The sequence below is a fragment of the Streptococcus infantis genome, assembly GCF_000963255.1.
Classification (GTDB): Bacteria; Bacillota; Bacilli; order Lactobacillales; family Streptococcaceae; genus Streptococcus; species Streptococcus nidrosiense.
Window position 1 is genome coordinate 130237 of the sequence record NZ_JYOV01000005.1, and the last position, 22264, is coordinate 152500.

A 22264-nucleotide genomic window follows, 5' to 3' on the forward strand; every position below is an offset into this window, starting at 1 on the left:
TGTGAAACCATCAATAGTAAACAGAATAAAATCAAACTGGACGCTGAAACGTCTAGGTAAAGTGGCAATGACAGTGGCTTTCACACTTGTGATTGCCATTTTTCTTTTAGCCATGCTGGGAACGGTGGTTCAAGCTGCGGGCTTGGTAGATGATACGGTCAATGTGGCAAATGAATACAGCCGATACCCACTTGAAAACTATCAACTGGATTTTTATGTGGATAATAGCTGGGGCTGGCTTCCGTGGAACTGGTCGGACGGGATTGGAAAACAGGTCATGTATGGACTATATGCCATTACCAATTTTATTTGGACAATCAGTTTGTATGTTTCCAATGCGACAGGTTACTTAGTACAGGAAGCCTATTCCTTAGACTTCATTTCCGCTACAGCAGATTCCATTGGTAAGAATATGCAGACCTTAGCTGGTGTGAGTGCAAACGGATTTTCAACAGAGGGTTTCTATGTTGGATTCCTCTTACTCTTGATTTTGGTTCTTGGGGTTTATGTTGCCTATACGGGACTGATAAAGAGAGAAACCACAAAGGCAATTCATGCCATTATGAATTTTGTGCTGGTGTTTATCCTATCGGCTTCCTTTATTGCCTACGCTCCCGACTACATTAAAAAAATCAATGACTTTTCATCAGACATCAGTAATGCCAGTTTATCACTTGGCACGAAGATTGTCATGCCCCATTCCGATAGTCAAGGCAAGGACAGCGTGGACTTAATCAGAGATAGCCTGTTTTCCATACAGGTTCAGCAACCGTGGCTACTGCTTCAATACAACAGTTCAGACATTGAAAGTATCGGTATTGACCGTGTGGAAAGCCTGCTCTCCACCAGCCCAGATTCCAACAATGGCGAAGACAGAGAAAAAATTGTTGCGGAAGAAATTGAAGACAGAAGCAATACCAATCTAACCATTACAAAGACCATTAACCGTTTAGGTACAGTCTTCTTCCTATTTGTCTTCAATATTGGGATTTCCATATTTGTATTCCTATTAACAGGAATCATGATTTTCTCGCAGGTACTTTTTATCATCTATGCTATGTTTCTGCCTGTGAGCTTTATTTTAAGCATGATTCCATCATTTGATGGTATGTCAAAACGAGCCATAACAAAGCTCTTTAATACCATTTTGACACGAGCTGGAATCACATTGATTATTACGACAGCATTTAGTATTTCAACCATGCTCTATACCTTATCGGCTGGTTATCCGTTCTTTTTGATTGCTTTTCTACAGATTGTGACCTTTGCAGGAATCTACTTCAAGCTGGGCGATTTAATGAGTATGTTTTCTCTACAGAGTAACGATTCTCAAAGTGTGGGAAGTCGTGTGATGAGAAAACCTCGTATGCTTATGCACGCTCACATGCACCGTCTACAGCGGAAACTTGGACGTTCCATGACTACTCTAGGGGCTGGGTCTGCCATTGTTACAGGTAAAAAAGGACAGTCGGGTTCGGGGAGTTCTGCAAGGACACAAGCAGATCACTCCCGACCAGACGGAAAGGAAAAATCAACACTTGGAAAACGTATCGGTCAAACCATCGGTACAGTAGCTGATACCAAAGACAGAATGGTAGACACTGCTAGTGGTTTGAAAGAACAGGTTAAAGATTTGCCGACCAATGCAAGATATGCAGTATATCAAGGAAAATCCAAAGTAAAAGAGAATGTCCGTGATTTAACCAGTAGTATTTCTCAAACCAAAGCGGACAGAGCCAGTGGACGCAAGGAACAGCAGGAACAAAGGCGAAAAACCATTGCGAAGCGTCGCTCTGAAATGGAACAGGTCAAACAGAAAAAACAGCCTGCTTCTTCTGTTCATGAAAGACCGACTACAAGACAAGAACAATATCATGATGAACAGACCTCAAAACAGTCTAATATTCAGACTTCATATAAGGAATCTCAACAAGCCAAACAAGAGCGTCCAGCAGTTAAGTCCGATTTTTCAAGTCCAAAAGTGGAACGCCAAGGCAATACCGTTCAAGAAAAAACCGTTCAAAAGCCAGCAACTTCAACTACACCAGCAGACAGAGCTTCACAACGTCCAGTCACAAAAGAGCGTCCGTCTACTGTTCAAAGAGTTCAAAGTCAAAACCTTAGAAATAGACCACCAATAAAATCCGCCACTATCAAGAAAGGCAGTAAGAAACCATGAAACTGAAAGCTTTAGTGATTGGTGGTTCTGGGCTATTCTTGATGGTCTTCTCACTACTTCTGTTTGTTGCCATTTTATTTTCAGATGAACAAGATGGCGGTTTTTCAAACATTCACTATGGCGGTGTGAATGTTTCCGCAGAAGTGCTGGCTCATAAGCCTATGGTAGAAAAATACGCTAGAGAATATGGCATTGAAGAATACGTCAATGTACTGCTTGCTATTATACAGGTGGAATCGGGCGGTACTGCCGAAGATGTTATGCAGTCCTCGGAATCCCTTGGTCTACCACCCAATTCATTGAGTACAGAAGAATCCATCAAGCAAGGTGTGAAGTATTTCAGTGAATTATTAGCCAGTAGAGATAGGCTCGGTGTGGATTTGGAATCGGTTATCCAGTCCTACAATTATGGCGGTGGCTTCTTAGGGTATGTGGCTAATCGTGGAAACAAATATACCTTTGAACTGGCTCAAAGTTTCTCTAAGGAATATTCAGATGGCGAAAAAGTGTCCTATCCCAATCCAATAGCCATACCCATCAATGGGGGCTGGCGATATAACTATGGCAATATGTTTTATGTTCAGCTTGTTACGCAGTATCTTGTCACAACTCAATTTAATGATAATACGGTACAAGCCATCATGAACGAAGCACTGAAATATGAGGGTTGGAAGTATGTCTATGGCGGAGCTTCCCCGACTACTTCATTTGATTGTAGCGGACTGACACAATGGACGTATGGCAAAGCTGGGATTAAATTACCACGAACCGCACAACAACAATATGATGTGACCCAACATATCCCACTATCCGAAGCAAAAGCCGGCGATTTAGTTTTCTTTCATTCTACCTATAACGCTGGTTCTTATATTACTCATGTTGGCATATACCTTGGCGATAATCGAATGTTTCACGCAGGAGACCCTATCGGCTATGCCTACTTAACAAGCTCCTACTGGCAACAGCATTTAGTAAGAGCAGGACGAATCAAACAATGAGAAAGGAAGATTCAATGATGAAATTCAGAAAAAATCAGAATAAAGAAAAACAGATACCAAAGGAAAAGAAACCTCGTGTCTACTATAAGGTCAATCCTCATAAAAAGGTTGTGATTGCCTTGTGGGTACTTTTAGGGCTTAGTTTCAGCTTTGCGATATTCAAGCACTTTACAGCTATAGATACTCATACTATTCACGAAACAACTATCATAGAAAAGGAATACGTTGATACTCATCATGTAGAAAATTTTGTAGAGAACTTTGCGAAAGTCTACTATTCATGGGAGCAATCCGATAAGTCCATTGATAATCGAATGGAAAGTCTAAAAGGCTATCTGACAGATGAACTTCAAGCTCTCAATGTTGATACAGTACGCAAAGATATTCCTGTATCGTCTTCTGTAAGAGGATTTCAGATATGGACGGTAGAGCCAACTGGCGACAATGAGTTTAATGTAACCTACAGTGTAGACCAGCTCATTACAGAGGGAGAAAATACAAAGACCGTCCACTCTGCTTATATAGTGAGTGTCTATGTAGATGGTTCTGGAAATATGGTACTGGTTAAGAATCCGACCATTACCAACATACCTAAGAAATCAAGTTATAAACCAAAAGCCATTGAAAGTGAGGGGACGGTTGATTCCATTACAACCAATGAAATCAATGAGTTTTTAACGACGTTCTTCAAGCTCTATCCTACAGCGACAGCCAGTGAACTTTCCTACTATGTGAATGACGGGATATTAAAACCAATCGGAAAAGAGTACATCTTTCAAGAACTGGTAAATCCTATTCACAATCGTAAGGATAATCAAGTCACGGTATCGCTGACAGTGGAGTATATCGACCAGCAGACCAAAGCAACGCAGGTATCTCAATTTGATTTGGTACTTGAAAAGAACGGGAGTAATTGGAAGATTATAGAATAACAAATATTGGTACATTATTACAGCTATTTTGTAATCACGTACTCTCTTTGATAAAAAATTGGAGATTCCTTTACAAATATGCTCTTACGTGCTATTATTTAAGTATCTATTTAAAAGGAGTTAATAAATATGCGGCAAGGTATTCTTAAATAAACTGTCAATTTGATAGTGGGAACAAATAATTGGATGTCCTTTTTTAGGAGGGCTTAGTTTTTTGTACCCAGTTTAAGAATACCTTTATCATGTGATTCTAAAGTATCCGGAGAATATCTGTATGCTTTGTATGCCTATGGTTATGCATAAAAATCCCAGTGATAAGAGTATTTATCACTGGGATTTTTATGCCCTTTTGGGCTTTTGAATGGAGGAAAATCACATGAAAATTATTAATATTGGAGTTTTAGCTCATGTTGATGCGGGAAAAACTACCTTAACAGAAAGCTTATTATATAACAGTGGAGCGATTACAGAATTAGGAAGCGTGGACAGAGGTACAACGAAAACGGATAATACGCTTTTAGAACGTCAGAGAGGAATTACAATTCAGACGGCGATAACCTCTTTTCAGTGGAAAAATACTAAGATAAACATCATAGACACGCCAGGACATATGGATTTTTTAGCAGAAGTATATCGTTCATTATCAGTATTAGATGGGGCAATTCTACTGATTTCTGCAAAAGATGGCGTACAAGCACAAACTCGTATATTGTTTCATGCACTTAGGAAAATAGGTATTCCCACAATCTTTTTTATCAATAAGATTGACCAAAATGGAATTGATTTATCAACGGTTTATCAGGATATTAAAGAGAAACTTTCTGCGGAAATTGTAATCAAACAGAAGGTAGAACTGCATCCTAATATGCGTGTAATGAACTTTACCGAATCTGAACAATGGGATATGGTAATAGAAGGAAATGATTACCTTTTGGAGAAATATACGTCTGGGAAATTATTGGAAGCATTAGAACTCGAACAAGAGGAAAGCATAAGATTTCATAATTGTTCCCTGTTCCCTGTTTATCACGGAAGTGCAAAAAACAATATAGGGATTGATAACCTTATAGAAGTGATTACGAATAAATTTTATTCATCAACACATCGAGGTCAGTCTGAACTTTGCGGAAAAGTTTTCAAAATTGAGTATTCGGAAAAAAGACAGCGTCTTGCATATATACGTCTTTATAGTGGCGTACTGCATTTGCGAGATTCGGTTAGAATATCGGAAAAGGAAAAAATAAAAATTACAGAAATGTATACTTCAATAAATGGTGAATTATGTAAAATCGATAAGGCTTATTCCGGGGAAATTGTTATTTTGCAGAATGAGTTTTTGAAGTTAAATAGTGTTCTTGGAGATACAAAGCTATTGCCACAGAGAGAGAGAATTGAAAATCCCCTCCCTCTGCTGCAAACGACTGTTGAACCGAGCAAACCTCAACAAAGGGAAATGTTACTTGATGCACTTTTAGAAATCTCCGACAGTGACCCGCTTCTGCGATATTATGTGGATTCTGCGACACATGAAATCATACTTTCTTTCTTAGGGAAAGTACAAATGGAAGTGACTTGTGCTCTGCTGCAAGAAAAGTATCATGTGGAGATAGAAATAAAAGAGCCTACAGTCATTTATATGGAAAGACCGTTAAAAAAAGCAGAGTATACCATTCACATCGAAGTTCCACCGAATCCTTTCTGGGCTTCCATTGGTCTATCTGTAGCACCGCTTCCATTAGGGAGCGGAGTACAGTATGAGAGCTCGGTTTCTCTTGGATACTTAAATCAATCGTTTCAAAATGCAGTTATGGAGGGGATACGCTATGGCTGTGAACAAGGATTGTATGGTTGGAATGTGACGGACTGTAAAATCTGTTTTAAGTATGGCTTATACTATAGCCCTGTTAGTACCCCAGCAGATTTTCGGATGCTTGCTCCTATTGTATTGGAACAAGTCTTAAAAAAAGCTGGAACAGAATTGTTAGAGCCATATCTTAGTTTTAAAATTTATGCGCCACAGGAATATCTTTCACGAGCATACAACGATGCTCCTAAATATTGTGCGAACATCGTAGACACTCAATTGAAAAATAATGAGGTCATTCTTAGTGGAGAAATCCCTGCTCGGTGTATTCAAGAATATCGTAGTGATTTAACTTTCTTTACAAATGGACGTAGTGTTTGTTTAACAGAGTTAAAAGGGTACCATGTTACTACCGGTGAACCTGTTTGCCAGCCCCGTCGTCCAAATAGTCGGATAGATAAAGTACGATATATGTTCAATAAAATAACTTAGTGTATTTTATGTTGTTATATAAATATGGTTTCTTGTTAAATAAGATGAAATATTTTTTAATAAAGATTTGAATTAAAGTGTAAAGGAGGAGATAGTTATTATAAACTACAAGTGGATATTGTGTCCTGTATGTGGAAATAAAACACGATTAAAGATAAGGGAAGATACTGAATTAAAAAAATTCCCCCTCTATTGTCCGAAATGCAGACAAGAAAATTTAATTGAAATAAAGCAGTTCAAAGTAACTGTGATTACAGAGCCAGACGCAAAGACGCAGAGCCGATAAAATGAGATTAATACAATCTCATTTTATCGGCTCTTTCCGTTATGTATGGATTCTTTTAATTAGTCTTCGATGTTTCTTGCTTCGTTGATACCGCTGGCTAAAGATTCCATTAAGGATAGTTCTTTGTCTGTAAAGCTATCCATGTATTTCTCTATCTGTAATCGTCGGGTGCTTTTTACCAAGTTATTAGCAGGTAAGAAAAATTCATCAACGGAAACATGAAGTAACGATACAAGGTCATAAAGAACTTGTATGCTGGGGTGTTGCCCTTTATTTTCAATATTAGTTAAGTACCGTGGGTCAATTTCAATCAATGCTCCCACTTGTTCACGAGTTAAACCTCGTTTCAATCGAGCTTCTTTAATGGCTAAACCAAAGGCTCTAAAATCATATTTATCTTCTTTTTTACGCATAGTAGACCACCTCTATACATTTTATTGTTCCTACTGAATTAAAAACAGGTATAGAAAAACGTGTTATATGGTTTATAGGTTTATATTTAATAAAAAGCACTACTAAACGCCAATAAAAAAACCGTTATATGGTAGTGCTATTTACGCTGTTAAAATATTGTATATTACTTCCAAATGGCGGTTTGTTGGAGGTCAACGTCGCCATGAAGTACATCATATACAATAAATTTCCTTACATTGGGTTCTTGTCAAAAAAAGTCGTCTATCTGCAATAGATAAGTACGTCCACCAATGTGGTTTTATAAATCATATAGATAGAATAACAGAAGCATGTAAACAGAGAAATAAATCTGTTTATATGCTTTTTTGGCTATTCAGAACTTTTTTACAAAGTTTATTTATCAGTAATGCAACAAATCCCCCTTTCACATTGGGACTAAGAGTGAAAGGAGATAAACGAGCAAGGCTCACTTCCTTTCCTAGACAGAAAGGGGGTGAGAAACATGAAACCATCTTCTTTTCAGACCACAATAGAAAATCAGTTTGACTATATCTGTAAACGTGCTATGGAAGACGAGCGAAAGAATTATATGCTTTATCTTTCAAGGATTGCAAAGCGTGAGGTGTCCTTTTCGGATGTTGGCGATTATCTTGTTAGCCAGTTTGCGACAACAGATAACTATTCAACTGACTTTCAGATTTTTACACTCAATGGGTTATCAGTAGGCGTTGAAAATGATTTGTTGAGTGAAGCATTACGTGAGTTGCCAGACAAGAAACGTGAAATTCTACTGCTGTTTTACTTTATGGACATGAGCGATTCAGAAATTGCAGACCTGTTGAAATTGAACCGTTCTACTGTCTATCGGCATAGAACCAGTGGACTAGCCTTAATTAAAAAGTTTATGGAGGAATTTGAAGAATGAAAACACAATATCCTATGATTCCCTTTCCTCTCATTGTAAAGGCAACAGATGGCGATACCGAAGCGATTAACCAGATTCTACATCATTACAGAGGGTACATAACGAAGCGTTCCCTACGACTTATGAAAGATGAATATGGCAATCAAAGTATGGTCGTTGATGAAGTCTTACGTGGAAGAATGGAAACCAGACTGATTACAAAGATTTTGTCATTTGAAATTAAGTAATATCCTCTCTCCTTTCGTGGAAGCGTGCTAAACCATTCCACGCTTCCCGAACAGGGAGGTTTGTTATTCCACCAAAGCATATTGAGCTTTCAATGTGTTTTGATAGGCTAACGAGCCATTGTTCTTTGAAAACTGAATAAAAGTAATCGAATACGTTTCGATAAGAAAAGAGCCAACGGAACTAACCGCCATGACCTATCTTATAAAGATAGCGAGCGATTCATGTTAGTGATCCGAGAAGCAATCTTTAGCAGGATTGCCTGCAACGACATTCTTATCGTGATAATGATACTCCCATACAGTCAATAGTCCGAGCGTGATAAAACCGTCGCAGGCAATGAGTATGGCTACATGAGAACCATGCAGGGGTGGAACTCCCGTGAGCTTTGCTAAAGCTGTTCGATTGCTGGTAAAACAACTTTTATGAAATCCAAATAAGTGATTTGGAAAGGAGGATTTTATGAAGCAGACTGACATTCCTATTTGGGAACGTTATACCCTAACCATTGAAGAAGCGTCAAAATATTTTCGTATTGGCGAAAACAAGCTACGACGCTTGGCAGAGGAAAATAAAAATGCAAATTGGCTGATTATGAATGGCAATCGTATTCAGATTAAACGAAAACAATTTGAAAAAATTATAGATACATTGGACGCAATCTAGCGTCGCCAAAGGGTCTTGTATATGATAAAATAGTATTAAGTCGTATCAAGGCTCTTTCCATAAAGGAAAGGAGCAAATGCCATGTCAGAAAAAAGACGTGACAATAAAGGTCGAATCTTAAAGACTGGAGAGAGCCAACGAAAAGACGGAAGATACTTATACAAATATATAGATTCATTTGGAGAACCGCAATTTGTTTACTCGTGGAAACTTGTGGCTACAGACCGAGTACCAGCAGGAAAGCGTGATTGTATCTCACTTAGAGAGAAAATCGCAGAGTTACAGAAAGACATTCATGATGGTATTGATGTTGTAGGAAAGAAAATGACACTCTGCCAGCTTTACGCAAAACAGAACGCTCAAAGACCAAAGGTTAGAAAAAACACTGAAACTGGACGCAAATATCTTATGGATATTTTGAAGAAAGACAAGTTAGGTGTAAGAAGTATTGACAGTATTAAGCCATCAGACGCTAAAGAATGGGCTATTAGAATGAGTGAAAATGGTTATGCTTATCAAACCATCAATAACTACAAACGTTCTTTAAAGGCTTCATTCTATATTGCTATACAAGATGATTGTGTTCGGAAGAATCCATTTGACTTTCAACTGAAAGCAGTTCTTGATGATGATACTGTCCCTAAGACCGTACTAACAGAAGAACAGGAAGAAAAACTGTTAGCCTTTGCAAAAGCTGATAAAACCTACAGCAAAAATTATGATGAAATTCTGATACTCTTAAAAACAGGTCTTCGTATTTCAGAGTTTGGTGGTTTGACACTTCCAGATTTAGATTTTGAGAATCGTCTTGTCAATATAGACCATCAGCTATTGAGAGATACTGAAATTGGGTACTACATTGAAACACCAAAGACCAAAAGTGGCGAACGTCAAGTTCCTATGGTTGAAGAAGCCTATCAAGCATTTAAGCGAGTGTTAGCGAATCGAAAGAATGATAAGCGTGTTGAGATTGATGGATATAGTGATTTCCTCTTTCTTAATAGAAAGAACTATCCAAAAGTGGCAAGTGATTACAACGGCATGATGAAAGGTCTTGTTAAGAAATACAATAAGTATAACGAGGATAAATTGCCACACATCACTCCACATAGTTTGCGACATACATTCTGTACCAACTATGCAAATGCAGGAATGAATCCAAAGGCATTACAGTACATTATGGGACATGCTAATATAGCCATGACGCTGAACTATTACGCACATGCAACATTCGATTCTGCAATGGCAGAAATGAAACGCTTGAATAAAGAGAAGCAACAGGAGCGTCTTGTTGCTTAGTAGTACAAATGAATTTACTACTTATTTACCACTTCTGACAGCTAAGACATGAGGAAATATGCAAAGAAACGTGAAGTATCTTCCTACAGTAAAAATACTCGAAAGCACATAGAATAAGGCTTTACGAGCATTTAAGAAAATATAAAAAGATAATTAGAAATTTATACTTTGTTTATACTAAAAATTTCCAATTTTTGTCACAATTCAAACGTTTGCGTAAAAACGCAACTCTATAAATATTCGTAAACAACGAATAAAAAAACAACTAAATTTCTAGTCGTTACAATTCATTCAATAAATACTCAAATAACTCTAAGTTGCCATCTTCTTCATTGACCAAGAATTCTGGATGCCACTGGAGACCAATAATACGGTGTTCGTCGATAGATTCGATTGCTTCAACAGTTTGGTCTCGTGGATCTACTGCTGTTACGCGGAAATTTGGAGCTAAGTCTTTAATGCTCTGACGGTGCACTGAATTAACTTGACTTTCTTTACCAAACAATTTTGACATAACACTTCCATCAACTGTCTCAATAGAATGTGAAGTCCCAAAAGGTAGGCCTTGCCAATGACCTTCAATCTCCTGATTGAGCGTACCGCCAAAGGCAACGTTAACCAGTTGAACACCACGGCAAATGGCTAAAATTGGTTTGTTCTGACGTAGAGCCTCTTGTAGAAGGGCCAACTCAAACTTATCGCGTGCTAGATTATAGTCATCACTATCAATCGTTTTTTCCTCACCATAAAACTGAGGATGAACATTTTGTCCTCCAGTCAAGATAAGCTTATCAATCATTTCTACGTAGTCGTGGACAACTGACTCATCACCAACTGGAATCACCAAAGGAAGTCCGCCAACCTGACGAATACTCTCAGCGAATTTACAAGAGACTGATGAATGAATATTTTTTCCTTCTGCGTCCACGGGACATAGGTTTGCCGCTACTCCAACAACTGTTCTTGCCATCACTGATTTCCTTTCCTTTTCCATTGATAATCTTATCTTATCATCCTTGCCCACTCCTGTCTAATATGTATTTTTTAAGTCCGTGATAAAATTTTTTTATCAGAAAAAGTTGCCCAAAATTAGGACAACTTTTTTGCTTATACTCAATGAAAATCAAAGAGCAAACTAGGAAGTTAGCCGCAGGTTGCTCAAAACACAGTTTTGAGGTTGTGGATAGAACTGACGAAGTCAGTAACACATATACGGCAAGGGGACGCTGACGTGGTTTGAAGAGATTTTCGAAGAGTATTATTCAAAAACAAATTGATTATGGTACAGTTCGGAGTAAAATCCTCCAAGCTTGAGTAATTCATGGTGATTTCCTTGTTCGATAACTTGACCATCCTTAAGGACAATAATCTGATCCGCATTGAGAATAGTTTTCAAGCGGTGGGCAATCACAAAACTAGTTCTTCCTGCCACAATAGCTTCCATGGCATTTTGAATCTTGCTTTCTGTTACAGTATCAACGTTTGATGTTGCCTCATCCAAGATTAAGACCTGCGGATCTGTCATCAAGGTACGGGCGATGGAAATCAACTGTTTTTGGCCAGTTGAGAAGACGCTCTGGTCATCATTAATCAAAGTATCATACTTATCTGGCAGGCTTTCGATGTAGTCATGGATGTGTGTAGCTTTAGCTGCTGCTTCGACCATTTCCTGACTGGCATCTGGTACTCCAAATCGAATATTGTCACGAATAGTTCCGCTAAACAAAACAGAATCCTGTAGGACAATTCCCACCTTGCTTCGCAAACTATCCAAATCAAATTCTCGGATATCTCTGCCATCAAAGCTGATACTTCCTGCATCAACATCATAAAAACGATTGATCAAGTTCATGATAGTTGTTTTTCCTGAACCTGTCGGACCAACTACCGCAATCATTTTTCCTTTTGGAGCTGAAATGCTAACATCTTTCAAAATGGGTTTTCCTGGCAGGTAGGAGAAGTCCACGTTACGAATCTCCACACCTTCTTTTAATTCATTAAAGACTGGAGCATCTTGAGGACGAATTTCTTCTTCTGCATCAAACATTTCTTGGATACGTTCTGCACCTGTAAAGGCCAGTTGCAAACTTCCCCAGCTCGCCGCTAATTGGATAATGGGTTGGTAATATTGCTGAGAAAACTGGGTAAACATGACAATCAAACCCAGAGCAGTTGCTGTCTCGATGTCCTTATCATTCAGTAAGACAGCTGAACCTACAAAAATAACAATAGCTGTATTGACCAAGCTCATCCCGTTCATAACAGGGAAAAGAATTCCTGAAAACATTCTTCCCTTGAAAGTGGCCTTTCGAACACGCTCATTTTGCTCAACAAAACCTGCAATCACATCTTCTTGGATACCTTGAACAATAACGGCTTTTTGTCCAGAGATACTCTCATCCATATAAGCATTGAGTTTCCCAACTTCTTTTTGTTGGAGGTTGGTGTATTTTCGTGCTAGCTTTAAGATAAAGAAGACCATGATAACAGCTATTGGAGTGCTGGCAATTGTGATTAAAGCCAAGGTGACATTTTTTACGAACATGACAATCAGCAAGCCAATAAAAAGGGCAATATTTGTCATGACAGACACTAAACTTTCGTTGAAAGCTTGGAGAATATTATCTAAATCACTGGTAAAACGTGACAGGACATCCCCATCTTGATGGCGGTCAAAGAAGGAAACCGTCAAGCGAGAAAGCTTGCCAAAAAGTCCCTTACGCATCTCATTTGTAGATTCGGCAATAATGCGGCTCATCAAGACCATATAGATAAGACTAGAAACTACTAAAACGATTAAAATATAGGCAAGATTGAGCAGGAGTCCTAGGAGACTTTGCCAAACCATATCTGGGTTACCATTTTGATAGGCTATAACCAAGTTAGCCAGCTCTGTGACTGTTTGACCTGCAAACACTGGAAAGAGGGCTTGTGCTACCGTTGCAATAATAATCATAGCAATGACAACGATAAAGGATATCTTGTAAACTTTAAAATAGTTCCAAAAAAATTCAAATGTCTTCATCCTACTCCTCCTTTCCTTTTTGCGTTTCGTAAATTTCACGATAAACTGGGTTTGTTGCAACCAAGTCAGCATGCTTACCTTGACCAATCAAACGCCCTTGGTCAAGCACTAAAATTTTATCAGCATGAACAACAGAGCTAATCTTTTGTGCGATGATAATAGTAGTCGTCCCCTTCAAATCCTTGTTGAGAGCTTCTTGGACCAAACGTTCTGATTTGGCATCAAGGGCAGAAGTTGAATCATCGAAAATCAAGATACGAGGATTGCTGACAATCCCACGCGCAATGGACATTCTTTGTTTTTGTCCACCAGAAAAGTTAGTTCCACGTTCCTCAACCGGACTTTCAAAAGCCAATTCCATGCGACTAATAAATTCACTCGCCTGGGCAATACGAGCTGCGCGTTCCATTTCTGAAACTGTCGCATCTCCCTTTCCTTGTCTGAGATTATCTGCGATGGTTCCACTAAAGAGAATGGCTCTTTGTAGAACGATAGAGACTGTCTTGCGAAGTGTCCCTTCACTAACTGTACGAATGTCCTTTCCACCAATTTTGATCGAACCTTGCTGAGGATCAAACAGTCGTGGAATCAACTGAGCCAAGGTTGATTTACCTGCACCAGTTGCTCCGACAACCCCAACCATCTCACCAGCTGCAATATCGAAAGATACATCTTTTAGGATAGGTTCTTCATCATTTGGATAGGTGAAGGTTACATTTTCAAAACTGAGACTTCCTTCCAATTCTTCATCTTCCACATCCTTGAAAGTCATAGCCGGTTCTGTATCCAGGATTTCACGAATACGACGAAGGGAAATCATGGCACGAGTAACTGAATTCCCCAAAAATCCGACCATAACGATAGTAAAGATAATCTGACTCAGATAATTCACGAAGGAAGCAATGGAACCAACGACTGATGGATCTGACTCTGCCATACCTGCTACAAGCCAGATTGAGAGAAAAACAGCCCCGTAAGAAATCAACATCATTGCAGGTTGCATAACAGAAAAGGCATAACCGATATAAAGGTTTTCTCCCAACAATTCATCTGACACCTGCGTAAATTTATCAAACTGATCTTTTTCTCTGACAAAAGACTTAACCACGCGTACACCACGTAAATTTTCTTTAGCAATGGCATTGATACGCTCTAGTAAGGTCTGGAACTTTGAAAAGCGTGGTCCCACCACTCCCATCATAAAACCCATTATGGCAACAATCAGAACGACCATAAGAACCAGCACCCACCACAGAGAAGGTAGGGTGACAACTGCTAATATAAAGGAACCGATAAACAAAAGTGGTAGTCGAAAGAGAATTTGGAAGGTCATCATGACTACGTTTTGAATCTGGTTGATGTCATTGGTCATACGAACAACAAGATTCCCTGCGTTAAATTCCTCAATATTGGCGTATGAAAAAGTTTGAATCTTACGAAAGGCATCTTCCCGTAAGTCTGACGAAACTCCTTGAGCAATATAGGCGGCTAACACAACATTGATGCCACCTGCAATCAAACCAATCAAGGCAACAAGGATTAACCAAAAACCAATATGATAAATAGCTTCATTATCACCTGTTAGCAGTGCCTCTAAAACTTTCTGCAAATAACGTGGTTGCAAGAGTGAACTCGTTACCATTAGACCTGTCATAATTAAGGAAGCTAGAACCTGCCATTTATAGGCTTTTATTTTCTGAAACAGCATATTTCCCCCTTCTAAGATAGACAAAAGGGAACGACAACTCTGTCAGTCCCTTCTTATGCTTTCATGTTGATGCTATTCTAACAAAAAAGAATGCTATTGTCAAAGCACTCAGCTCTCGCAAGCTTGTACAATTATGACATCAGCATTCTATAAAATCGTTTAAAAATCTTCTAATTGAGAACCGAATCTTTATTGTTTTGAACTAGCTTGCTCCTCTAGTTTAGCTCGTCCAATTTCACGGTAGCTACGGTCGCCAACAATCTTGACTGAGAACTGACCATCTTGGTACTCGAGAATCGTCACACTTCCATTATCAAGGCCGTGCGGATGCATTCCGTTGATTAAATAAACAATGGTTCCAATAGTCATTCCATGGCTGACTACGAGAGCATTTCCTCCCCCATTAGCTTCCATTTCCTTAGCAATGGCTTCAAACCCTTCCCAGATACGCCCACTTAGTTTTTCCCAGCCTTCAGCCCAGCCTGCTGTATCCACTTCTACCAGACCTTCAGCTAGCTCAGCATAGGACAAACGATGCACATGATCGACATTAAAGATACGAGGAATGATGCCCATAAAAAGGTCTCCATCATAAGCACCATCAAAACTACCAAAGCACCATTCACGGATTCGCTTATCCATACGATAAGGAATTTGTCCTGTTAAACCAAGCTCCTCAAGGATAATTCCCATAGTCTGAATGGTCCGTCCAGAGTCGCTTGAATAAGCACGCTCAAATCTTAAACCAGACTCACGCAAGCCAATCCCCAATTCATGAATGCCTCGTTCCCCTTCAGCTGTCAGTGGAGTATCACTCCAACCTTGAGCACGCCCAATCGTATTAAACATTGTTTTTCCATGACGCACTAGATACAATTTTACACTTGACATTTTCCGTCCTCCATATGTATCTATTATAGCATGATTTCGTGCAAAAGCCTTGTCCTAACCCACTGAGTCCAACATCACCACTTAAACTAGATTTTACAAATCTGATAATCTATGTCTTATCATTCTTAGAAGGAGCAACTTTAGATGGCTCAGTGGTTTCTTTTTTAACCTGTTGTTCTTTTTTCTTCTCGCTTTCTTCTTTTGACTTTTTTTCTGTTTTCTTCGTCTTATCGTCGGTCTTTTTCAAAGTTGGAAATTGAAATTCAAACTGATTTTTTCCGGTGTCAACAATCGCTGTAAATCCCTTTTGGTCATTACGATAAGTTGCCTTTCCTACATTAAATAACTGCTGACCACTCTCAGAACTAGCTTTTTCATAGGTTCTCTTAGCCATTGCAAAGGCAAGGAGTTTTTCTTTATTCAGTGCATAATCCTGATGATGAGCCACTTGTCGATTCAGATAAAACTGTAACAAGAGACTAAAAATTCCAGCAATAGTAACTGCGTAAAGGAGAACTCCAGCCCTAACTTTTTTCTTTTTCCACACGATAGATAAACTCCCTCTCTAGCCCCTTTTCAAACTGAAAATTAAAATGAACATTTTGCCCGTTTTGGTAAATATGAGCTGATTTCAGACCGTAAACCATCGGCTGGTAGCCTCGTCCACTGGCATCTGTTTTTCGAAAATCATTTGACTTTGATTTTCCCATGGAAATGGGGTTCCCATCCTGTTTGAGGTAAAGTCTATCATTCTCTACTTTTTCAAATTGGGCTCGATTCAGCTCTGCTTCCAGCTGATCCACAAATAAGAGCCATTCTTTTTGCTCACTTTTCTGCTGGTAGCGAACTTCTGAAACCAAGAGTTGACTCATGGCTTGAAAGAGGAGCAAACTTCCACTAATCACAATAAGAGCAACCAAGGATTCTAAAAGCGTAAAAGCCCTGACTCTACTTGTCTTGAATCGCCAGTAATTTTTCAGTCCCATGATACACCTCCAAACCTCGCTCATTCGAGACAACATGAACTGTAAGCCCATTGACAGTCAACTGCTTTTGTCCAGTCTGCAAAGCCATACGAGCCACTAGCAAAACTTCTTCCTGTTCTAATAGTCTTGCTTCCTGTCGTCTACTTTCTTGAATCTGCCCCAGCAAGAGGGTTGCAATACTGGCAAAAACAGCTAGTGAAATCACTGCCTCCAGTAAAATAACCGCCTTAATTTTTTGCTTCTTGAATACGTTTAATCTTTCCATTTCCTAGATATAGTTGGTAGCGAACTACTTCTTTCCTTGTTTGAAATCTCACACTTGCAAGAGACGAATTTCCTCCAGCCTTATCAAAGGTGATTGACTGATTGGACTGCAATTGAATCCCTTTTGGAATGGCTAATTTCTGATAGCCATTTCCAATACTTCTCTCTTCCAAAATTAAGTTGATCTTCTGCTGACTAGCCAGACTTCGCTTCTGGGTTTCTCGATAAAGTTCCTCAAACTCCATAAAGAAAATTTGTTCTTCCACAGCCGCAAAAGTGGATTGAACTGAACTTGACAAACCCAAGGCTAACAGACTGACTATCCCTAAGACCAATAAACTTTCTAACATAGTAAAAGCCCTAATCCGCAACTGTTTGACTTGTTCCTTGTTTTGCATGGTATTCCTTATAGGCTTTTGCTTGCTCAGCAGTGATGCGCCCATCTGCCTGAAGTTTACTTAGACTAGCATCCTCATTTTTATCTAGAGTATAGAGTTCGGCTTGGCTTTCTACCACCTTGACGACTGCTGCTTTCCCCTTGTCATTCACTGCATCCTTTTGCTTAGTTAGGTTTGGCACAAACAGTAAGAGTAGAACACTAATGATAAGGAGGACCACTAACATTTCCACAAGAGTGAATCCTTTCACCTTGGCTTCTTTTAATTTCATCAACATTTTTTTCATCTAAAAATTTACCTCCATTTTTTGATACATGGGCAGCAACATAGCTGCGTACAATAAAACAATTAGCAGAGCTACAAAAATAAAGACCAGGGGTTGAACTAAGTTCATCGTACGATTAACTCGAGTAAAGAATGCCTCCCAAGTTTTCTCTGCATAGATTTCCAATTCGCTCCCCAACTTGGACTTGACCTCTCCATATTCAATGATTAGTCCCAACTCTCTTCTAAAGAAAGGATAATCCTGCACAACCATAGAAAATTCATGCCCATTTTGCAAGGACAGGGATAAATCATGTCCGATTTCCTTAAAAAGAGGATTTCCTTGCTCCTGCATCATCTGAAAAATCTGTGATAGCTCCAGACCTTGACCAATCATATTTCCCCATTCTCGAGCATAATAGGCAGTTAGATAATACTGAACAAACACACCTAGAAAGGGGATTCTAGCTAGAAAAGAAAAGACTTGTATCTTCCTAGATTTTCTGTAGAATATCAGTCCTGTTAAAGATACTAGACCTAGCAATAGAGTAATACCAAGAAAAATCTGCGGTAGGTTACTAATCACTAAAGTAGCTATGTTGCTACTATCCAGTTGAGGCAAGAGATAATTTCGCAAACCCATCATAATGAGCAGTAAGAAAGCTAGCAAAATAAGTGGGTAGGTCGCAACTTCAATTAACTTCTTCTTGACCTTAGCAAGATTATCCAAATATTCTTCAATTTTCCCCAAACTCAAATGAAGGTTCCCATGAACTTCAGCCAAGGAAAGTTGCGTGACAATTGAACTTGAAAAACCTAAAGTCCCCATCATTTCCGAGAAGGATTTTCCCTGCGAGAGTCCTAGACGCATTTGCGATACATATTCCTTTTCCAACAAGAGACTTCTATCTAAAAAGGAAATGATTTCTACCAGATGAAAACCACTGGAAAATAAATTGTTAAAGAGAGTGATGATTTTCTTCTGCTTACTGGTAGCTAATTTTCTCCGTTTCAGCTTGGAGGGCAGTGATATGTCCGTCTTTAAGAAGCTGGTCAATTTGTCCATTCCACTTTTCTGCCTGGTGTTCTTGGTAATTTTCGTTTGCAAAATCAATAATTCCTCCTCCCCCGATTAGTCTCTGGTAGCAAACACCTTGTAAAACAACTGCGAGTTCATCTTCACTGACGCCAAGTTCTAAAAGACGATCATAGACTCCACGAACACTCTTGGCATGGATTGTCGAGAATACCGTGGCACCGGTCAGACTAGCTCGTACAACAGCACGGGCTGTTTCGCTATCCCGGATTTCTCCAATGATTAAAAGATCTGGACGGTGGCGCAAAGAAAGTTTTATCAAGTTTTCATAGCTCAGTCCGATAGCTTCATTGAGCTGTAATTGCAGCATCTCTTCCTGCTTAATTTCTACTGGATCTTCAATGGACATGACCTGTTGTCCCTTAAACAATGACTTGGCTAATTCATGCATCAAAGTAGTTTTGCCACTTCCTACGGGGCCTGCAAAAAGATAAAGTCCGCGTTGCCTAAAGCCATTTTCCAGTTCCATAAGATTCTGAAACCAGAAGCGCAACTCTTGTTCTTGATCATGCAAAAGTCGGATTACTAGACTCTCATGACCACGATAATCTCCCACCGTCGATAAACGTAATGAAGAAACCTTGTCTCCATGCTGATAATCACAGGAACCAAGCTGACTACGGCGTTTTTCTCCAACGTTCATCCCCGCAACAAATTTAAAGTGACTAATGACAGCACCCAACTTTTCAAAGTCATAGGTGTTAATCAAATGTCTCTCATCTCCAACTCGCATATGTAGCTCATAAGTCTTTTCTTTAGGAACAAAATAGATGTCCTGAGCTCCCTGTTTTTTGGCCAGTGTAATCAATTCTTGTGCAAGTGTTTGTACCATATCTTCCTCCTCATTCTTATTATTCGAAGAAAATATAAAAAAAGAAGAAACAACTTCATTAAAAAGTTGTTTCTTCTTTTTTTATGCGACAAGTACGGTGGATTTCTAAACCAGTCTGCTTTTCGTAACCAGGTCTAAATTTTTCATCAGGAATGACTTGACCATCTTCCAACAAAGCCAAGGAATGATATTGCTGAAGAAATTCATCGCATTCTTCACACCAGCGTTTATCTTCTGGATCCCAAAAAATAGTCATCAAATCTCCTCTACTTTTGTAAAGGGGAATTTCCTTTTCTAACTCAAACCAACAAGACTTATAATATTTCAAGGCGTCATAATAGTTATCAAATTTTTTGCTCGCAATGACGTCGTCTTCCCAGCCTTCTATAAACCACCACGGTTCAAAATCTCCGTACATTTTTATAACTCGATACATAGTTTAACTTCCTTTGTACCGTATATTATAGCGAAATTTTGAGAACAATGAAAGAATTTTGCTCATTTTCACGAATTATATAACATTTTCAAATAATCCAGCTATTCAAAAACAAATAACTGGATTTAAAAACAAGATTAACCTTCTGAAATATCGTTTTCAATAATCACTTTAATCGCATGATGATCGGCGGCCTTACTAAATACTTCATAGGCCTTTTCTATTTCACTAAGTTTGAAATAATGAGTTACCAATTTTTCAGGTTCAATTTTATGACTTTCTAAAGCTTTCAAAAGCTGAGGAGTTGTATTGGTAGAAACCAATCCAGTAGTAACATTAATGTTACGAATCCAAAGAGTGTCCAAATCAAACTGAACTGGTTTACCATGCACACCACAGTTGGCTACTGTTCCATCTACACCGATAATCTTTTGGCAGAGATCAAACGTTGCAGGAATACCAACAGCTTCAATAGCAACATCTACACCTCGACCATCTGTCAGATCATAAATTTCTTGAATTGCCTTTTCAGGGTCTGAAGAATTAATCTTATGAGTAGCACCGAAAGAAACTGCAGTATCCAAGCGGTTATCGTCTAGGTCCACCATAATCAATTTAGCTGGTGAATAGAATTGTGCCGTCAAAAGAGCTGCCAATCCAACTGGCCCTGAACCAACGATAGCTACACTACAACCAGGCTCAACTTTCCCTTTTAAGACACCAATTTCATAGCCAGTTGGCAAGATATCAGATAACATAACCAAAGCTTCATCAGACAAGTCAGCTGGAGTATGATAAAGAGTATTGTCAGCATGAGGCACACGAAGATATTCTGCTTGCATACCGTCGATCAAATGTCCAAAAATCCATCCACCTTCGTCTTCACAGTGAGCATAGATTCCTTTTTTACAATAGTAACACTTGCCACATGCACAAACGCAAGAAATCAAAACCTTATCACCCTTTTTGAAGTTTGAAACTCCTGCTCCGACTTCCTCTACAATACCAATTCCTTCATGTCCTAGGATAGTCCCACTCTTACAAGCAGGAACATCCCCTTTAATAATATGAAGATCTGTACCACAAATAGTAGTCTTAACGATACGCACAATAGCATCTGTTGGCTTGCGAATAACTGGTTTGTCTACATCAACAAATGACGCAAGGCCTGGTTTAACGTAAGTATAAGCTTTCATAAGCAATCCTCCGCTTTTTTATTTGTATTATTTATATCATAATTGTAAGCCTTTCCAATACAAAAATCAAGTAATTTGTGAAAGAAATAACAAATTTATTTAAAAAAAGAAGAAACGAAAATCGTTTCTACTTTTTAGATTATGCTTGATAACGTTTTTCACCATCTAGATAAGTTGCTACTAATTCCAAATCTTTATCTAACACGATAAAGTCTGCATCGTAGCCTTCACGAATTTGTCCACAGACGTCATCGATATGAACTGATTTAGCTGGGTTCAGACTAGCCATCATGACTGCTTCATGAGGATTTGCAATTCCCCACTCAACGACATTTTTCAAACCATCTTTAAGTTTGAGAATGGAACCTGCCAAGTTACCTGTAGATTTAAGGCGAGCAGTCCCATTTGCAACTACAACTGGAAATTCACCTAACATATAATCGCCATCTTGCAAACCACCGGCTGTCATACAATCAGTGATAAGGGCAATATTTTCAGTTCCCTTTTGTTTAAGAAGAATTTCGCAGGCCTTAGGATCCACGTGATGGCCATCACAAATCAATTCTGCATAAGTGTGTGGTAACTCATACATCGCACCAACCATACCAAGTTCGCGGTGTGTTAAACCACGCATTCCATTATAGGCATGAACCCAAACACTAGCCCCAGCATCAACAGCTTTTTTAGCTTCATCAAAGGTAGCATTAGAGTGACCAAGAGCAACAGTTACACCTTCACCAGTAATAGTACGTACAAAGTCCTCAACCCCATCACGTTCAGGTGCAAGAGCAATTTTATTAAGAAGACCATTAGCAGCCTTCTGCCAAGCACGGAACTCATCCATACGTGGATCTTTCATATAGGCAGGATTTTGAGCTCCCTTAAATTCTTCGGTGAAGTATGGTCCTTCAAAATAAATACCACGAATCTTAGCGCCAGATGCTTCTT

At 39.0% G+C, this 22264-nt stretch carries 24 protein-coding genes and 1 pseudogene (1 of these 25 cut by a window edge); 10 read left to right on the forward strand and 15 right to left on the reverse strand.

All coding sequences use genetic code 11. The features are described from left to right. Nucleotide 1 precedes the first annotated feature (1 nt). The 6 genes and pseudogenes from TZ96_RS02265 (at nt 2) to TZ96_RS10060 (ending at nt 6691) form a co-directional block, all read left to right on the forward strand. Entirely contained in the window at nt 2-2179 is a 2178-nt protein-coding gene (locus TZ96_RS02265) for a CD3337/EF1877 family mobilome membrane protein (protein ID WP_045762719.1), read from the forward strand. Further along, nucleotides 2176-3177 (forward strand): lysozyme family protein, encoded by a 1002-nt coding sequence (locus TZ96_RS02270; protein ID WP_014262668.1) that lies wholly within the window; start codon nt 2176-2178, stop codon nt 3175-3177. The genes TZ96_RS02265 and TZ96_RS02270 overlap by 4 nt, the downstream gene beginning before the upstream one ends. Then, nucleotides 3174-4109: a conjugal transfer protein gene (locus TZ96_RS02275; RefSeq protein ID WP_045762720.1), complete on the forward strand. Its 936-nt coding sequence runs from the start codon at nt 3174-3176 to the stop codon at nt 4107-4109. Before TZ96_RS02270 ends, TZ96_RS02275 begins: the two co-directional genes overlap by 4 nt. A 313-nt stretch (nt 4110-4422) precedes the next feature. Further along, nucleotides 4423-4470 (forward strand): annotated as a pseudogene (locus tag TZ96_RS11100) (hypothetical protein); the annotation flags it as partial. A 15-nt stretch (nt 4471-4485) separates the two neighbouring features. Beyond that, entirely contained in the window at nt 4486-6405 is a 1920-nt protein-coding gene (gene tet(M), locus TZ96_RS02280; protein WP_002414694.1) for a tetracycline resistance ribosomal protection protein Tet(M), read from the forward strand. A 100-nt stretch (nt 6406-6505) separates the two neighbouring features. Next, the gene (locus TZ96_RS10060; protein WP_011058338.1) at nt 6506-6691 is read left to right on the forward strand and encodes a cysteine-rich KTR domain-containing protein; all 186 of its coding nucleotides are present in this window, start codon (nt 6506-6508) and stop codon (nt 6689-6691) included. A 59-nt stretch (nt 6692-6750) separates the two neighbouring features. On the opposite strand, the gene TZ96_RS02290 is transcribed toward TZ96_RS10060, so the two are convergent. Further along, on the reverse strand, nt 6751-7104 hold the full coding sequence (locus TZ96_RS02290; RefSeq protein ID WP_001227347.1) for a helix-turn-helix transcriptional regulator: 354 nt from the start codon (nt 7102-7104) through the stop codon (nt 6751-6753). A 503-nt stretch (nt 7105-7607) separates the two neighbouring features. Between TZ96_RS02290 and TZ96_RS02295 the strand changes: the two genes are divergently transcribed. The 4 genes from TZ96_RS02295 (at nt 7608) to TZ96_RS02310 (ending at nt 10220) form a co-directional block, all read left to right on the forward strand. Next, nucleotides 7608-8030, forward strand: coding sequence for a sigma-70 family RNA polymerase sigma factor (locus tag TZ96_RS02295; RefSeq protein ID WP_000804885.1), 423 nt, complete (start codon nt 7608-7610; stop codon nt 8028-8030). Next, nucleotides 8027-8257, forward strand: coding sequence for a helix-turn-helix domain-containing protein (locus TZ96_RS02300; RefSeq protein WP_000857133.1), 231 nt, complete (start codon nt 8027-8029; stop codon nt 8255-8257). The genes TZ96_RS02295 and TZ96_RS02300 overlap by 4 nt, the downstream gene beginning before the upstream one ends. 460 nt (nt 8258-8717) lie before the next feature. Continuing rightward, nucleotides 8718-8921: an excisionase gene (locus TZ96_RS02305; RefSeq protein ID WP_000814511.1), complete on the forward strand. Its 204-nt coding sequence runs from the start codon at nt 8718-8720 to the stop codon at nt 8919-8921. Between the two features lie 81 nt (nt 8922-9002). Then, complete coding sequence (locus TZ96_RS02310; protein ID WP_001291561.1) at nt 9003-10220, forward strand: tyrosine-type recombinase/integrase; 1218 nt, start codon at nt 9003-9005, stop codon at nt 10218-10220. Nucleotides 10221-10500: 280 nt separating this feature from the next. On the opposite strand, the gene TZ96_RS02315 is transcribed toward TZ96_RS02310, so the two are convergent. From TZ96_RS02315 to nagA, 14 genes are all read right to left on the reverse strand, one after another. Beyond that, entirely contained in the window at nt 10501-11190 is a 690-nt protein-coding gene (locus tag TZ96_RS02315) for a gamma-glutamyl-gamma-aminobutyrate hydrolase family protein (RefSeq protein ID WP_045762721.1), read from the reverse strand. 288 nt (nt 11191-11478) lie between these two features. Next, a complete protein-coding gene (locus tag TZ96_RS02320; RefSeq protein WP_045762722.1) occupies nt 11479-13245 on the reverse strand; it encodes an ABC transporter ATP-binding protein in 1767 nt (588 codons plus the stop codon). Nucleotide 13246: 1 nt separating this feature from the next. Beyond that, nucleotides 13247-14953: an ABC transporter ATP-binding protein gene (locus TZ96_RS02325; RefSeq protein ID WP_045762723.1), complete on the reverse strand. Its 1707-nt coding sequence runs from the start codon at nt 14951-14953 to the stop codon at nt 13247-13249. 189 nt (nt 14954-15142) lie between these two features. Then, entirely contained in the window at nt 15143-15844 is a 702-nt protein-coding gene (locus TZ96_RS02330) for a histidine phosphatase family protein (RefSeq protein WP_045762724.1), read from the reverse strand. A gap of 109 nt (nt 15845-15953) precedes the next feature. Beyond that, complete coding sequence (comGG, locus tag TZ96_RS02335; RefSeq protein ID WP_045762725.1) at nt 15954-16391, reverse strand: competence type IV pilus minor pilin ComGG; 438 nt, start codon at nt 16389-16391, stop codon at nt 15954-15956. Then, complete coding sequence (comGF, locus tag TZ96_RS02340) at nt 16369-16830, reverse strand: competence type IV pilus minor pilin ComGF (RefSeq protein ID WP_045762726.1); 462 nt, start codon at nt 16828-16830, stop codon at nt 16369-16371. Before comGF ends, comGG begins: the two co-directional genes overlap by 23 nt. Next, nucleotides 16793-17095, reverse strand: coding sequence for a competence type IV pilus minor pilin ComGE (comGE, locus tag TZ96_RS02345; RefSeq protein WP_045762727.1), 303 nt, complete (start codon nt 17093-17095; stop codon nt 16793-16795). Before comGE ends, comGF begins: the two co-directional genes overlap by 38 nt. Then, on the reverse strand, nt 17058-17492 hold the full coding sequence (gene comGD / locus TZ96_RS02350; protein ID WP_045762728.1) for a competence type IV pilus minor pilin ComGD: 435 nt from the start codon (nt 17490-17492) through the stop codon (nt 17058-17060). Before comGD ends, comGE begins: the two co-directional genes overlap by 38 nt. Further along, on the reverse strand, nt 17455-17778 hold the full coding sequence (gene comGC / locus TZ96_RS02355; RefSeq protein ID WP_045762729.1) for a competence type IV pilus major pilin ComGC: 324 nt from the start codon (nt 17776-17778) through the stop codon (nt 17455-17457). The genes comGD and comGC overlap by 38 nt, the downstream gene beginning before the upstream one ends. Next, a complete protein-coding gene (comGB, locus tag TZ96_RS02360) occupies nt 17779-18822 on the reverse strand; it encodes a competence type IV pilus assembly protein ComGB (protein WP_075230449.1) in 1044 nt (347 codons plus the stop codon). It lies immediately after the preceding gene. Beyond that, entirely contained in the window at nt 18743-19684 is a 942-nt protein-coding gene (gene comGA / locus TZ96_RS02365) for a competence type IV pilus ATPase ComGA (RefSeq protein ID WP_045762731.1), read from the reverse strand. Before comGA ends, comGB begins: the two co-directional genes overlap by 80 nt. A 58-nt stretch (nt 19685-19742) precedes the next feature. Further along, the gene (locus TZ96_RS02370; protein WP_007555701.1) at nt 19743-20120 is read right to left on the reverse strand and encodes a DUF1033 family protein; all 378 of its coding nucleotides are present in this window, start codon (nt 20118-20120) and stop codon (nt 19743-19745) included. A gap of 137 nt (nt 20121-20257) precedes the next feature. After that, entirely contained in the window at nt 20258-21316 is a 1059-nt protein-coding gene (locus TZ96_RS02375; RefSeq protein WP_000649456.1) for a zinc-dependent alcohol dehydrogenase family protein, read from the reverse strand. Between the two features lie 139 nt (nt 21317-21455). Continuing rightward, nucleotides 21456-22264, reverse strand: partial view of an N-acetylglucosamine-6-phosphate deacetylase gene (gene nagA, locus TZ96_RS02380; RefSeq protein WP_045762732.1) — the 3' portion only. 343 nt of this gene lie beyond the right edge of the window; only the last 809 of its 1152 coding nucleotides appear in the window; the start codon falls outside the window, past its right edge — the gene reads right to left on this strand; the stop codon is at nt 21456-21458.

What these genes read in the sequence shown, in the direction of transcription:
- TZ96_RS02270 (WP_014262668.1), top strand. Translation starts at nt 2,176, where the DNA reads ATGAAACTGAAAGCTTTAGTGATTGGTGGTTCTGGGCTATTCTTGATG.
- TZ96_RS02275 (WP_045762720.1), top strand. Translation starts at nt 3,174, where the DNA reads ATGAGAAAGGAAGATTCAATGATGAAATTCAGAAAAAATCAGAATAAA.
- TZ96_RS02290 (WP_001227347.1), bottom strand. Translation starts at nt 7,104, where the DNA reads ATGCGTAAAAAAGAAGATAAATATGATTTTAGAGCCTTTGGTTTAGCC.
- TZ96_RS02295 (WP_000804885.1), top strand. Translation starts at nt 7,608, where the DNA reads ATGAAACCATCTTCTTTTCAGACCACAATAGAAAATCAGTTTGACTAT.
- TZ96_RS02300 (WP_000857133.1), top strand. Translation starts at nt 8,027, where the DNA reads ATGAAAACACAATATCCTATGATTCCCTTTCCTCTCATTGTAAAGGCA.
- TZ96_RS02305 (WP_000814511.1), top strand. Translation starts at nt 8,718, where the DNA reads ATGAAGCAGACTGACATTCCTATTTGGGAACGTTATACCCTAACCATT.
- TZ96_RS02310 (WP_001291561.1), top strand. Translation starts at nt 9,003, where the DNA reads ATGTCAGAAAAAAGACGTGACAATAAAGGTCGAATCTTAAAGACTGGA.
- TZ96_RS02315 (WP_045762721.1), bottom strand. Translation starts at nt 11,190, where the DNA reads ATGGCAAGAACAGTTGTTGGAGTAGCGGCAAACCTATGTCCCGTGGAC.
- TZ96_RS02320 (WP_045762722.1), bottom strand. Translation starts at nt 13,245, where the DNA reads ATGAAGACATTTGAATTTTTTTGGAACTATTTTAAAGTTTACAAGATA.
- TZ96_RS02325 (WP_045762723.1), bottom strand. Translation starts at nt 14,953, where the DNA reads ATGCTGTTTCAGAAAATAAAAGCCTATAAATGGCAGGTTCTAGCTTCC.
- TZ96_RS02330 (WP_045762724.1), bottom strand. Translation starts at nt 15,844, where the DNA reads ATGTCAAGTGTAAAATTGTATCTAGTGCGTCATGGAAAAACAATGTTT.
- comGF (WP_045762726.1), bottom strand. Translation starts at nt 16,830, where the DNA reads ATGGGACTGAAAAATTACTGGCGATTCAAGACAAGTAGAGTCAGGGCT.
- comGE (WP_045762727.1), bottom strand. Translation starts at nt 17,095, where the DNA reads ATGGAAAGATTAAACGTATTCAAGAAGCAAAAAATTAAGGCGGTTATT.
- comGD (WP_045762728.1), bottom strand. Translation starts at nt 17,492, where the DNA reads ATGCAAAACAAGGAACAAGTCAAACAGTTGCGGATTAGGGCTTTTACT.
- comGC (WP_045762729.1), bottom strand. Translation starts at nt 17,778, where the DNA reads ATGAAAAAAATGTTGATGAAATTAAAAGAAGCCAAGGTGAAAGGATTC.
- comGB (WP_075230449.1), bottom strand. Translation starts at nt 18,822, where the DNA reads ATGGACAAATTGACCAGCTTCTTAAAGACGGACATATCACTGCCCTCC.
- comGA (WP_045762731.1), bottom strand. Translation starts at nt 19,684, where the DNA reads ATGGTACAAACACTTGCACAAGAATTGATTACACTGGCCAAAAAACAG.
- TZ96_RS02370 (WP_007555701.1), bottom strand. Translation starts at nt 20,120, where the DNA reads ATGTATCGAGTTATAAAAATGTACGGAGATTTTGAACCGTGGTGGTTT.
- TZ96_RS02375 (WP_000649456.1), bottom strand. Translation starts at nt 21,316, where the DNA reads ATGAAAGCTTATACTTACGTTAAACCAGGCCTTGCGTCATTTGTTGAT.